This is a genomic window from Embleya sp. NPDC059213, assembly GCF_042754445.1.
Taxonomy (GTDB): Bacteria; Actinomycetota; Actinomycetes; order Streptomycetales; family Streptomycetaceae; genus Embleya.
Map to the genome: position 1 here is coordinate 18,577 of NZ_JBHZAV010000112.1, position 12,854 is coordinate 31,430.

Genomic DNA, 12,854 nt, shown 5'->3' on the forward strand with positions numbered 1-12,854 from the left:
GCCGACGACCTGGTCCCATCGCCGGAGGAGACCGTCAGTTGGTGGCGAGAAGGTGCTCCAGCCAGTTGTGGCGTGCCGCGACGGCGGCCTTGCTGATCCGCGCCTCGGGGGCCTTCCGGTCGAAACCGTGGATTCCGCCGGGCCACACGTGCAGCTCGGCTTGGCCGCCGGCCTGCCAGATCCGGTCGGCGTAGGCGAGGATCTCGTCGCGCAGACACTCGGCGGAGCCGACGTCCAGGAATGTGGGCGGCAGGCCGGCCAGGTCGGTGGCGCGGGCGGGCGCAGCGTACTGCGGCACGTCCGCTCCGCCCTGGGCGTCGCCGAGCAGCGAGCTCCAGGCGAATCCGTTACGGCTGCGGTCGTAGAGTTCGACATCGTCCATCTGCAGGGCCGAGGCGCTGTCGTTGCGGTCGTCGAGCAGGGGGCGGTCAGCAGCTGGCCGAGGAGGCGGGGACCGCCCTTGTCGCGCACGGTCAAGGCGAGCGCGGCGCCGAGGCCGCCGCCGGCGCTGAAGCCCGTGACGACGATGCGCTCCGAATCGATGCCGAGCTCGTCTGCGTGGTCGGCGACCCACAGCAGACCCGCGTAGGCGTCGTTGATCTGGGCGGGGTAGGGGTGTTCGGGCGCGAGCCGGTAGCCGACCGAGATCAGCGTGGCCCCGAACCGCTCGGCGGTCTCGAGTATTTGGTCGAGTCCGGTGCGGTGATCGCCACCGTAGAAGCCGCCGCCGTGTATGAAGTAGAGTGCCGGCCGCGATGCGGGCGCGCCGGAGGGTGTGCACACCAGCAGCGGGATCTCGGGGGCGCCGTCCAGGCCGGGCGCCGAGGGCTGGGAGACGGTGAAGCGCCTGCCGTGGCCGAGGTCTTCGAGCGCCGCCACTTCGGCGTCGGCCTCCGCGCGGATGACCGAGAGCTTTTCGAGGCTCATCGGCGCCGAGTCCGGTTCCTCCGCCAGGTAGGCGTCGTAAGCGACCCGAAGTTCGGGGTCGAGGGGAACGGGAACAGCGGGCACGGTCTTTCCAGGTTCAAGATCCACATGCGGACGTTAGTGGCCCTGTTCCTTTCGCACCATTCGATTTTCGATATCGCGCCGATCGCGCGGCAGGGCCGAGCGGATCAGCGGCGCGGGTCGGGCGTGGGCACTCGACGAGTCTCACCGAAGGCTCGCCCGAGTCGCCTGTGCGGTCCGCAGACGCCCGGCGAACACCTCGGGTATCGCCACGGCCATGGGGCGATAGACCTCGATGGCTTCTTCGATCGCGGCCAGGCCCTCGTCCTGCCGACCCACTTCCACGAGTCGGATCGACAGGTTGTGCACCGACATGGCGAGGTCCGGTTCGTGGGCGGCGGGATCGGCTGCGGCCAGGCGGCGGTAGACCTCGACGGTCTTCGATTGCGGCCAGGCCTTCGTCCCGGCGACCCAACACCCCGTAATCGACCGACAGGTTGTTCAACGAGCCGGCGAGGTTCGACCACGCGGCACAACTACGCGGCGGTGCTCGTTCGGGAGCCTGGCTGCCCGCCCGAGCCGCGTTCCAAAGACCCGCGCAGCCTGCGGCGGCTGCCCGGCTTCGCCGGCACGACGCTCGAACTCCTGGCGACCGCCGCGGCCGTCACCACCCCGCGGGCCTCCGTGGGCTGATCGGGGAGGCTGGACCGGCGGGGCTGAGCTGGTCGGGTCGGGCTGGACAGGTCGACGCGTGGTCTGCTTGCGTTGCGTGTGTGATCCCTCCGGGTGCGGTCCTCCTGCTCGAGCAGCTGTCACCGGCCGTCGCGGCGGACGTCCTGTCCCGGCTCGCCTCGGACGCCATGGACACGCTGCTCAGCCGGTCACCGCTCACGGCCCCGTTCGTCGCCCGCGTCGTCGCGCACGGGACGCACCGGCAACACCTGGCGATCGTTGCCAATCCCTCGGTCGGCACCGGCATCCGCGAGCGGTTCCTCGACCAAGGCGATCCCGAACTCACGGCAGCCGTCTACCGGTCCCATTCCACGACGCGCGGCCTCCAGCGCCGCGTACGGACGATGCTGCCGCCCGCAAGTCTGCTCCCCGGCCCGCAGGAGCTCGCCGGTTGGCAGGGCGGGCGAATCGAGTACCGGCTCTACCCGTTGGTCGAGTCCGACGACCGCGGGACAGTCGTGGCCGCACTGACATACTTGGCGCCGTACACCCGGTCGCCAGGCGCGCTCGCGGCGATACTCCGCGGCTACCAGCAGTTGCTGCGGCTGTCCGGCCCGGATGCGGTACGCGACATCGCGGGCATCCGCCCGGACCTGCAACTGCGGCCGCCGCGCGAAAACGTCCCGCCCGAAGTGCACTCGGCGTTCGAGAACCCCACCGATCCAGGGTGCCTCGCCCACGCGCTCGCCCGGCTGGGCAGCACCGAGTACCTGGCGGACCAACTGGCGAACGCGGACCTCTCCAGTACAGACGCGCACTCGCTCCTGATCGCTCCCCGCGACGACGAACTCGACTGGGACATCCTGTCCGAAGGGCTTCCCCCGTCCGCCCGACGGCACTTCGCGTTTCTCTTCGCCCGGGAACCCGGTTGTCCACCGCAGTTGCTCCCCGTGGATCGGCGCGACCGCAAGCCGACGTCCGGCCGTGCCGAGCCCGCGGACCCCGCCGACCGGGCAGGGCTGGACGAACTGATGCGCACCTCCTCGGCGTCCGCACCCCGCGTGCTCGACGCCCTCAGAGCCGGCCGCCTGCCGGCCGCAGACTACGTCGCCCATGGCGCCCCCGCCGCGTACGCCCTGGCCACGCTGCTGACCGGCGGACCAGTCCTGTGCGCGGAAGCGTCCGCCGCACTCACCGAGCCGACCGCCCGCCACCTCGGCGAACACACCGACGCGTGGGTCGCCGCGGTGAAGTTGCTGCCGGACTTCCCCGGCACGACGCACGAACTCCTTGAAAGCGCCGCCGCCATGACCACCCCATGAAGCCCATCGATCGGCGTCGACCGCCGTGTGGGCGGGGCAGCGCCGCCGCCCTTGCCTTGTCTACCTGGGCCTTGACCGCCGCTTCCGGTATCGCCTTGTCACTGCCCAGGGCCATGCCTCGCACGATCACTGCGCCGGTGGGGGCAGCCGTCGGTCGCACGGTGAAGCCGAGGTCGGAAGAGACGACGAATGTGGCGTTGTCGTCGCCGAGGTCCGCCTCCTGGCTCTTGGCGACCGTAGAGGTCAGCACCGGACCGGTGCTGTCCCCGGCCAGGCCTTGAAGGACTTCGAACCGCCAGGTCGGGGCGAACCGGGAGACCCCGTCTGCCCTGCGGCACCCGTAGCCCCAGATCCGCCGGAATCGCCTGGCGTCCCGGATGCTCCGGCGTGCCGCCCGTGCCCGACGCCGCGCCGGTCCCGACGGAGGTGCCGCCACCGTTCGACGACTTGGCGCCTGTGTCGTCCTCCTTGTCGTCGGAGCAGGCCGCGCCAAGAGAAGCAGGGGACGACCGCAAATGCGGTAAGCCGTCCACGTGACGGCGCCCTCCTCGTCCTGGACGAGCCTGCCGCAGCCCTCGACGCCCGCGCCGAACACCACGTCTTCACCCGCCTGCGCGCCCTTTGGGGTGCCGGTTTCGGAGGCCAGGCGCGTGGTGGTCTTGTGGTGGCAGCCGAGCGCGTCGGCGACGACGGGTAGGGCATGCGGAGGACGTGTCGGCGGATGGCGGCGTCCCGGCCGGCTGCCGCGGGGGTGGTCATGGCCCCGGATCACGTGCGATGGCTCCGACATGCGGGCCGTGTCGGTGGTGAGGGCTACGGTGCGCTGTCGTGGACGCTGCCGATCTTGACTACCGGGCCCGAACGTTGACGGGCTGTATTCCTCCGCTGCTGGTGGCGCGGCTTCTCGAACTCGGTCATGAGCGGGAAGTGGAGTTCCAAGCCGGCCGCGGGGAGTGGTTCTGCGCGCTGGAGTGGGCACGGCTGCTCGGGCATCGGGGCCGGCGCGCGCAGGCGTTGGAGGTGCTCGCTCCGTACATCGCCACGAACTGGTGGCCGGCGGCCCGAGCCCGGGCGGAGCTGCTGGAGGGCTGGGGCCGGGTGGAGGAGGCGATCGCGTTGTCCCGCCCGTACGCGGAGGCCGGTGACCGGACGGCGTTGCTTTTCTTCGCGCGCCTGCTGGCCCGCCACGACCGCGGCCGCGAGGCATTCATGCTGCTGCGCGCCGGAATCCGGGACCGGTTCCTCGCCGAGTGCCTGGTCGAGGTCGCCGGGACGGCGGGCATGGACGATGAAGCGGCGGCCCTCTTGGAGGCCCGGGTGGAAGGGGCGGTCCCCCGTTGCGACGAACCCGACTGCAACAACCTCCGGATGGAACCGTCCAACGCAGTCGGCCTGCTCGCCACGATCAGGGAACGCCAGGGCCGGATCGAGGAGGCGATCACCCTGCTGCACATCAGCGAGACCACCTCGGTCAACGGCCGTGACCAGCTGGCCGACCTGCTGGCCGGGCACGACCGGATGACGGAACTGCGTGCGTACGCGGCGTCCGAGTACCACGGGCACGCCGCGCAGCGCCTTGCCGAAGTGCTGGAGGAACGCGGCGACGTGGAAGGCGCGATCGCCGCCTACCGCACGTTCGGTGCCACGCCGTCCGCCGCGTGGCGTGTGGCTCTACCGCTGTCCGAACTCCTGCTCCGGCACGGACGGAGTGACGAGGCGATCGAGGTGATGCGCGCGCTCACCGAACACGGCGCGGAGGACTGGATCGTCCACACTCTTTGCACCCTGTACGCCGACCACGGCCGGCCTCGGGACGGCTTGGCCCTCCTGGATGCCCTCAAGGCGCGAAGCGGCGGCAGGGAGGACTGGGACCTCTTCCAAATGCGGCTTCCGCTCATGGCCGACTGCGGCCTGCTCGATGAAGCGATCGAGCAGGCACGGGCGCACCCCGAGGGCGACACCTGCTACGCGGCCGCGGCCCTGTCCTACGTGCTCGCCGAAGCCGGCCGCACCGAGGAAGCCGCCGCAGTCCTCGAACAGCACCCGAAACTCAACGGCTCTCTCCGTGCCGAGCGCCTCATCGACCTCGGCCGCATCGAAGACGCTGTACGAGTCCTCCAGCAGCCGATCAGCAAACCGACCACACCCGCCTGGAACGGCGCCCACTCCACCGAACCACCGTTCTGACAACTCGGGCTGGGACGCGCCACGTCTGCACCGTACGTCGCGGGCAGGTTGAGTCGTTGCCCTCGGCGTTTTCGGCCATCCGCTCTATACGGCCTCGGCTGGTGAAGTCGCCCAACCAGGTGTCGTGAGTTCGTCGGGGTTCTTGGAACGCCCCACCTGGCGCCCCATATCCGCGCTGCGGTGATCGCGAACGCGCGGGTGGGGATGCACCGCAAGATGCGCAAACTCGCCGAGACCGCGAACCTGTACCCGTTCGCGAAGTGGCACACGCGGTCACCGAACGCGCGGGAGCGACACACGCGGCATCCGACTCCTGCCCCACAACGACCCGACGAAGCCGGCGACCGGCAGCCCCCACAGGAAACGCACGGCCCGCACGACCCGCCGCGCGGTTGATGTGGGACCGGCGACCGGGACGACACCCGCCCGCGGTGCACCATCCGGCCCCGGGTGTGCAAGGTTCCCCGAACGAGACGCGGGTGCGCCCGAACGGGGGTGCCCGGCTGCCACACGGCCGGACGCCCCCCGCGAACCGGGAGTCCGGGCGGGAGGAGAAGGGGGTTGTCCGACGCGATATTCGACGGGCGTTGCGGCGCTTGGGGCCTCACCCGTCGGCCGCATGGTCCGGGTACTTGGGGCGGGTCGGTCTCGACGCGGGGTCACTGTCCGCGTCGCCTTCCGAGATCTGGGATCCCGCCGAGGTCGGCGCCCACCCAGCGTCTGGGTGTCAGGTGGAAGACGACGCGCGGCCCGGGATCGTGGGCGTAGCTCATGCGCACACAGGCGTCGACGAGTTCCGGGGGCAGATAGCGGGACGCGAGGTCGCGGAAGTGTTCCGGATCCGCGGTTGCGCTGTGGGTGACGGGGCCTTCGACGCCGACGTAGCGGGGGGTGGGTTCCATGCGTTGCACCAGCAGGGAAAAGCGACCCGCCGCGCGAATCAGTCCGGCCTTGCGCGAGCGCGGGCTCATCAACACCCGTACCGTTCCGCCGGGTTCGTACAAGTACCAGACCGGCACACCCAACGGCCCCCGATCGCCCGCCTCCACGGACAGCGTCGCGACGTGCGGCTCGGCCAGGAATCGCTCACGCTCCTCGCGGCTCAACCGTCCCGGCACGACACCACCTCTCCTGCGGCCCGCGGCGGCGCCCGGCTCGCAACGACCGGCGGGTGCCCCCGAGACGGGGCCTGGGACGCACGGACGGCGATTCTCGGAGTTTCACCGACCCGTGGTGAGGGCGGCGGAGATCGTCTTCGCGTCCCCGTCGGCGGCGGCCCGGGCCGCCCGGGGCGGGGTGCGCGACGGATCGGTCGGTGTGGCGTCGGTGGTGGTCATCGCGGTTCTCCGCTCGGTCGGTGACGGTCCCACGGCCAGTGTGGCGGCCGATGTGTCCCTCGGCGCCGAACCGGCCCGTGCTCCGCCCCGATTGCCGGGTCGGGCCACCCGATCGGCGGCCTTCCGCGCGACACGAGCGGTGCACGCGGCGTGGTCCGGGGTCCCGTCGGCCGATCCGGGTGTCCGTCCGGAGCCGCCGCATTCGTTCCGTGTACCGGCTCCACAGCGGGTCGGGGGCACGAACCCGGGCGGGTGGGCAACCGACAAGGGTCGGCTCCGACCGTGAAGGAACCCAAGGAGGCCGCCCTCCTCGACTACGCGCCCACCTGCGAACACGCCGTCGTCATGCGTGAACTCGCCAAGGAACTCGCCGCGTGAGCGCCGCCCGCGAGGACGTCTCCGCCGGTTTCGGCGACGGCGGTGCCCGTGGCCGGGCGCCGAACGTCGCGACGGCGTCGGGCCGGTTGTTTTTTGGTGTGCCGAGGGCTCGCGATCCCGGGCGGGGACGGTGTCGCGAGCCCGTCGTGCAGGGGTGCTTCGTCGGGCCAGGGGGCGTTGACCGGGACGGGGCGGTGGAATTGGGCGGCCAGTTCCTCCAGGCGGAGTTTGTCTGTGGCGGCCCGGGACAGGGCGGCGACGTCGTCCGCGCCGGACGGGGACGAGGGTTTGGGGTGTTGGACGTAGTAGTGGCTCTGGTAGGGGGTGAAGCCCATGCCGCCGGCCTCGCCGCCGATGGCGGTGCCGTCCTCGCGGACGATCTTGAGTTGGTGGTCGACGGTGTAGGCGGCGCCGCTGCATCCGGCGGGGACGGACAGGTCCGCATTGTCGGTGCGCGACCGCATCTCGGTGACGTTCTTGGCCGAGGAGTAGGCCCCAGCCACCGGCTCAAGAACCGGCTGATCGCGATCGCAGGGGAGGCCACTGGGTGATCGCGATTGCCCCGCCCATGACGGTCGGACGCAGCAGCAAGTGGCACATCACGTTAACCCGCGTTCGGCCCCGGGCCGCCGCATGCCGCCACCACCGCGTGCTCGTCATGACAAGCCGACCACGCGATCCGAGACGGACACCGCCGACGCGGGAGCAGGGCCGTGATTCCGCAACCGGCCGGCCGGGCCGCCAACCGCAAGTCCTGTGCACGGAGCCGCACTCGACCGACGGCATCCTTGATCAGAACGGGGGCGAGGATTCCGACATCAGAGCCTCGAGCCATCTCGTGTACTCGTCCCGACGAGGGCAGGCCGAGACGGAACGGGGCTCCGCCCGGCAGCCGTCCGACGGGCCGTCGGTGACACACAACCCAGCGGGCGCGCCAGTGCCGGCCGGATTCAGGGCGCCAGACAGTTGAGCCAGGCGGCAGTCGGGCAACGCGTCACGGTTGTCCGGATTGCGGAAGGAATACTGGCCATCGTTGACCCGCACCCCGCCCGCGCCGGTGCTCCATCGCGCAGGGCCCGTCATCCCCTGGCGGCGGAGAATCAAGGCGGCAAGTCGGCCGGGCTGCGCGGCGCCGAGACGGTCCCGCAGCACCGCGGCCAGCCGTTTCCCCGCCTCCTGGGGCAGGTCGGCATCGCCCAGTGCGGGCAGCAGCAGAAGAAGCCGGGTGTCGGGGTCAGTGGTCGTTCCGCCGGGCAGAGCGTTGTCGGCCGCTTCGGTCAACTCGGACCAGGACAGGCCCGGACCTCGCCAGTGTCCGGAATCGCGGGCGAGGAACTCGGCCTCCTCCCAGGCGGGGTGGTGGGCCACGTAGTCCACGCTCGCGTCCTCGTAGGCGTTCTCGTAGACCACGTGCAGGCGCACACCGCCGGACAACGGCACAGTGAACACCGGCCGGTCGCCCGCATCCCACAGACGGCGGCCGAACTCCCGCTCGGCGGCGGGATCGTGCTTCCCGAGCCAGGACCGAGGCGCCCCTTCCTGCAGACACGCACTCAGATGCCCCCACCAGAACAGCTCATCCTCAAGCAACTGCGGACGATGCGCGTAGGGACCAGGCTCACGAACGAACAGACGGACCGAATGCAGATCGGGAGGCAGAGGCACCACGGCATGATCGCCGACAGGGCTGACAACAGGAGAAGGCAGGTGCCAGGTCCGGCTGTCCCGATCGATCACCTGTCGCTCGGTGATCACCCGCTGGGCACTCGCCGACGACCAGCGAACCAATGTTATGAAGGAAACGGCCTCGCTCGCGCCGACGCCTGCACGTGACCCTGTTCCTGCCTCTGTATGCGACTCCGTACGCGGGCACCACCCCTGCTCGGCGGCGAGGAGGCCACACGCCGCGCCACGGCGTTCCGCGCCGAGGAGAGGCGCCGCAGCGCCGAACACCACCGGTTCCTCGAGGAGTTCCGGGCACGCATCGCCGCCGAGGACCACGAGGAACGGCTGCGCCGGGCATGGGCGAAGGTCAACGTGCGCGTGCCCTGGCACAAGAGACCGGCCGGCTGGGCGCCCACCGACGAGGAGGCCGCCCGACACCGCCTCGATCCCGACGTGGTGGACGCCCTGCGCGCCGCGGCGGCCCCCACCGCTCCCCGCGGCACGCCCACTCCTGCCGACACCGACCCCACCGACCCGGACCCGGCCCTCGGGGGTGCGTCGCGTTCGGCGCGCCACAGGTCGTGGAACCGCAACACGGTCTCGTCCGGGTCGGGGCGGCGCACCGAGACACCGGCGAGGTGGCGTACGACGGGCTCCTCAGACAGCCCCTCACGACCACCATCGGCTTGGTGGCGCCTGCCGTTGGTCTGCGTGAGCGGCACCGAGCGGCAGCTGTCGCCGCCGGTGTTTGCGATCGAGTCGCCCTCTCGGCGCGAGGAGACCTGCCATCAGCGCACGCACCTACGAGCAGGCCACCACCGCACAGGTCGACAAGCTCGACGCACAACTCGGCCGCGCCGAGGAGTTCGCCGAAACCCTCCGCACCCGACCGGCGCAGTGCAGACCCGCCACAGACCGCTGACTCGACGTCGCGGCGCTCGCCATGCGGCGGACTGGGTGGTTGTAGAGGGCGTCGTCAAGTGTTCCCGTCGGCCGACGGCGCTGTCCCCGCGCGCCAGGTGACCGCCGCACCGGACGCGACGATCAACGTGATACCGGCGAGCGCGGACGGGGGCGGGCCCTCGCCGAGGGCTATGACGCCCACCAGGGTCCCCGCCACAGGATCGAGGGCGAACAGGACTGCCACCACCGTGGCGCCGGCGAGTCTGACGGCGGTGAAGTCGAGAGTGAAGGCCAGAGCCACTCCGAGGACGCCGGACAGGCCGACCAGGGCCCACTGACCTGCCTCCACGCGCGGCACAGCGGGCCCGGAGAAGGGCAACAACAACACCGCCGAAACCGCCACGGACAGGCCGAGACCGTGCAATCCCGTGTCGGCCCGGCCGACTCGCTGCGCGAACACGGTGTAGAGCGCCAACGCGAGTGCCGAGAGCAGCCCGAAACCGATCCCGAGCCACTCGACACCCCCGCCGGGCCGAGTGACCAGCACGACGCCCACCAGGCCGACCAGGGGAAACAACGCGTCACGCCGAGTCCGGACCGACGCGACCGCGACCGCGAACGGCCCCAGGAACAACAAGGCGGCCGCGACGCCGAGCGGCAGCCGGTCCACCGCACCGTAGAACGCCACATTCATGCCGGCCATCGCCGATCCGTACGCGAGGATCCCCGCCCATTCGCCCCGACCGCGCCGCCGCACCCTCGGCCGCACCAGCACGCACAGGACGAGCGCGGCGGTCGCCTGACGCAGTCCCGCCACGGCCGGCACGCTCAACGCGCCGAAGAGCCCCGACGACAGCGCGGCCGAGGTCTGCACGCCCAGACAGCTGACGAGCACCAACACGGCGCCGACGAACGGACCCGGCCGAGCGGACACCGACCCCGACCTCCTCGTTCCCGATCCCGACCCTGCTCCTGCTCCTGCTCCCGCGCCTGTTCCCGCTCCCGAGGTGCCGGCCATATCCACCCCTCGGCCGGTGCGACGACCCGACCCGACATCGACGCCCTGCCACCGTAACGATCGTTTCAGTGTAACGAGCGTTATGGTACAGGCATGGCACAGGACTCCCGGCCCGACCCCGCCTTCGATCCCGCACCGAAACCCGACGCGCCCCCCAGAACCCGACTGCTCGACGCCGCCGACGAACTCTTCTACCGCGACGGCATCGCTCGAACGAGCGTCGACCGAGTCCTGGAGCAGGCGCACGTCTCGCCCGGCACGCTCTACGCACACTTTGGCGGCAAGGACGGTCTGATCGCCGCCGCGCTGCAACGCCGCCTGGACCGCTGGGACCGGATCTGGCAGGAGGCCGTGAACGCCGCGCAGACCCCCACCGGCAAGCTGCTGGCACTCTTCGACGCCGTCGCCATCTACCGAAACCGCCACGTCCCCGCACGCGGCTGCGCCTTCCTCGCGACGGCCACCGAACTCCCGTCACCGGAGCACCCGGCCCATGCAGTACTCGCCGCAGAGTCGGCGCTGCTCCGCACCAGGCTGACCCTGCTCGCGAACGCGGTCGGCGGCCCGGCCCCCACCGCCCTGGCCGCGGATGTACTGCTCGTGTACGACGGCGCAATGGCCGGCCTGTTGCGCGGGTGGGAAACGGACCCGCTCGCCCACGGCCGAGCCGTGGCGGCCCGACTGATCGCGAACGGCCGCTGATCGCCGTTGTCGCAACGGACAACCCGGCGACGTTCCGCGGCCCCGGCCTACCATCGTCCGCGTGACCCCTGCACTGGTCCGGTGCCGGACGCGCGGCCGTTCGAGCCGGCCGGTCTGCCGAACCCTGCGGACAGTGGGAACCCCAGCGCCGCGGCTCTTCCCTACCGCAGGCCCGGGGCGCAACAGGGCGGTGAGCGTGCGGCGCCGGGCGATCGCGTTCCGGTTCGAACGGCGCTGCCGTAACGTGTCCTTCCCGGGTGGGGACCGCCTACCGAGTGAGGGATCCTTCGCCCGTGAGGCCGCGATTCCGATGGCGCACAACCCCATCCGGAGGGGCCCACGTGGCGGGTCGTGCCCGACGGGCGTTAGGAGTCCTTCCGCAAGCGACACCGGCTGGTGGTTCATTCGAGTGTGCTCCCATCCTCGTCGGGGAGCGTGCGAGGCCAACTGGGCGTCCCGGCTGCGGGAGACGATGTAGGAGCGAGTGAGGTGGCCCAAGGGAGCGGTGAGCATGTGGACCCGTCTGGTGAAGGACCAGACCGCGAACAGGACCGGCGCGCTGAGCGCGGCCAGATGGACGCCCCGGACGACCCCGGCACCAGTGACGACTGAACCAGGCGCCCCACCCCCGGCCCCACCCATGTCCCCGGCCCCACCCGCACCGCTGCGCCGCGAGGGCCAAGTGCTGGTCCTGTCGGGTCGTTTCGATCCGACGGCGGATCTGGTGGTGGAGGAGTTGAACCGGCGCGCAGTGCCGGTCTTTCGCGCGGACCTGGCCGAGTTCCCGCTCGAGTTGTCCCTGGCCGCGTCGTTCGACGGCACGGCGACCGGCAGTCTGCGCAACGATCGCCGTGAGCTGGACCTCGCCGCGGTGCGTTCGGTGTACTACCGTCGTCCGACCCGGCCGCGTTTCCCGGCCGGCATGTCGCCTCCGGCGCGGCGGGTGGCGGAGCGCGAGGCCCGCCTGGGCTTCGGCGGGCTCCTCGCCGCTCTGCCGTGTCGTTGGCTGCCGCCTCCAGGCCGGGCGGCGGCCGAGTGCGGCCTGAAGGCCCCGCGCACGCTGATCACGAACGACCCGGCCGCCGCGAAGGAGTTCGCGGCCGGGGTCGCGGGCCCGGTGCCGTACAAGCCCTTCAGTCCGGTACGGGGCGTCGTGGGCGGCGCGTCGGTGGCGGTGTACGCGAGCGTCGTCGATCCCGCCGCGCCGGCCGACCCGGCGATCGCCGGCACCGCGCACCTGTTCCAGGCCGCGGCCCCCAAGAGGCGTACGAGTGCCGTCTTACGGTCGTTGCCGGTCGAATCTTCGCTGCGGAGATCCGGCCCGCATCAAAGCGGTGGAAGCCCCCTGATCCGTCAGAGGCTTTGGCGAACCCGGCAACGTGGAGGTGGGTATGTCGACACCGCGCATGCACGCATCGGCGGGTGACATCACGGTGCGTCTGCTTGGGCCTGGTGAGCCACTGACACCACGCACGGCTCGGCTGTCCCCGGCCGGATCGCGGTACTGGACGCCAACGGAGATCCCGCGCGTTGCGCACGCCCGTGCGGCGCGGTCCTCCCGGGCCGGTTCGCGTTCGGTCGTGATCCAACGCTCGCCCCGGGGCGGGGGGGGGCCCGGGGGGGGGGCGGGGCGGTCGCGTGGGGGGGGGGGGCCGGGGACGGAAGTCGGACGAGAGGGGTGGCGTGAGCAGCGTCGACACGGTGTCGTTGCAGGATCTGTGG

General features: G+C 71.5%; 11 protein-coding genes and 2 pseudogenes. 5 read left to right on the forward strand and 8 right to left on the reverse strand.

What is annotated here, in order from left to right:
* Window positions 1-34: 34 nt before the first annotated feature.
* The 3 genes and pseudogenes from ACFXMF_RS32085 to ACFXMF_RS32095 form a co-directional block, all read right to left on the reverse strand.
* Complete coding sequence (locus ACFXMF_RS32085; RefSeq protein ID WP_379990922.1) at window positions 35-382, reverse strand: alpha/beta hydrolase; 348 nt, start codon at window positions 380-382, stop codon at window positions 35-37.
* Window positions 383-432: 50 nt separating this feature from the next.
* Window positions 433-927: pseudogene (locus tag ACFXMF_RS32090) on the reverse strand (alpha/beta hydrolase); the annotation flags it as partial.
* 225 nt (window positions 928-1,152) lie between these two features.
* Window positions 1,153-1,323, reverse strand: a complete 171-nt coding sequence (locus ACFXMF_RS32095) for a hypothetical protein (protein ID WP_379990923.1) — start codon at window positions 1,321-1,323, stop codon at window positions 1,153-1,155.
* Window positions 1,324-1,494: 171 nt separating this feature from the next.
* Here ACFXMF_RS32095 and ACFXMF_RS32100 point away from each other — a divergent pair, with 171 nt between their 5' ends.
* From ACFXMF_RS32100 to ACFXMF_RS32110, 3 genes are all read left to right on the forward strand, one after another.
* Window positions 1,495-1,641: a hypothetical protein gene (locus ACFXMF_RS32100; RefSeq protein ID WP_379990924.1), complete on the forward strand. Its 147-nt coding sequence runs from the start codon at window positions 1,495-1,497 to the stop codon at window positions 1,639-1,641.
* 80 nt (window positions 1,642-1,721) lie between these two features.
* On the forward strand, window positions 1,722-2,942 hold the full coding sequence (locus tag ACFXMF_RS32105; protein ID WP_379990925.1) for a hypothetical protein: 1,221 nt from the start codon (window positions 1,722-1,724) through the stop codon (window positions 2,940-2,942).
* A 927-nt stretch (window positions 2,943-3,869) separates the two neighbouring features.
* Complete coding sequence (locus ACFXMF_RS32110) at window positions 3,870-5,129, forward strand: hypothetical protein (protein ID WP_380020893.1); 1,260 nt, start codon at window positions 3,870-3,872, stop codon at window positions 5,127-5,129.
* A gap of 659 nt (window positions 5,130-5,788) precedes the next feature.
* Here ACFXMF_RS32110 and ACFXMF_RS32115 read toward each other — a convergent pair.
* From ACFXMF_RS32115 to ACFXMF_RS32130, 4 genes are all read right to left on the reverse strand, one after another.
* Window positions 5,789-6,247: a pyridoxamine 5'-phosphate oxidase family protein gene (locus ACFXMF_RS32115; RefSeq protein WP_379990927.1), complete on the reverse strand. Its 459-nt coding sequence runs from the start codon at window positions 6,245-6,247 to the stop codon at window positions 5,789-5,791.
* Between the two features lie 533 nt (window positions 6,248-6,780).
* Window positions 6,781-7,347 carry a hypothetical protein gene (locus tag ACFXMF_RS32120; RefSeq protein WP_360322341.1) on the reverse strand — a complete coding sequence of 189 codons (567 nt, stop codon included), beginning with the start codon at window positions 7,345-7,347 and terminating at the stop codon, window positions 6,781-6,783.
* Between the two features lie 289 nt (window positions 7,348-7,636).
* Window positions 7,637-8,599 (reverse strand): hypothetical protein, encoded by a 963-nt coding sequence (locus tag ACFXMF_RS32125; RefSeq protein ID WP_380020896.1) that lies wholly within the window; start codon window positions 8,597-8,599, stop codon window positions 7,637-7,639.
* Between the two features lie 886 nt (window positions 8,600-9,485).
* Window positions 9,486-10,346, reverse strand: a complete 861-nt coding sequence (locus ACFXMF_RS32130; protein WP_360322347.1) for an EamA family transporter — start codon at window positions 10,344-10,346, stop codon at window positions 9,486-9,488.
* Between the two features lie 177 nt (window positions 10,347-10,523).
* Between ACFXMF_RS32130 and ACFXMF_RS32135 the strand changes: the two genes are divergently transcribed.
* Window positions 10,524-11,132: a TetR/AcrR family transcriptional regulator gene (locus ACFXMF_RS32135; protein ID WP_379990930.1), complete on the forward strand. Its 609-nt coding sequence runs from the start codon at window positions 10,524-10,526 to the stop codon at window positions 11,130-11,132.
* A 468-nt stretch (window positions 11,133-11,600) separates the two neighbouring features.
* Here ACFXMF_RS32135 and ACFXMF_RS32140 read toward each other — a convergent pair.
* Window positions 11,601-11,774 (reverse strand): annotated as a pseudogene (locus ACFXMF_RS32140) (respiratory nitrate reductase subunit gamma); the annotation flags it as partial.
* On the opposite strand from ACFXMF_RS32140, the gene ACFXMF_RS32145 reads away from it, so the two are divergent.
* Window positions 11,773-12,558, forward strand: coding sequence for an MvdC/MvdD family ATP grasp protein (locus tag ACFXMF_RS32145; protein WP_379990931.1), 786 nt, complete (start codon window positions 11,773-11,775; stop codon window positions 12,556-12,558). The pseudogene ACFXMF_RS32140 and the gene ACFXMF_RS32145 overlap by 2 nt on opposite strands.
* Window positions 12,559-12,854 lie beyond the last annotated feature (296 nt).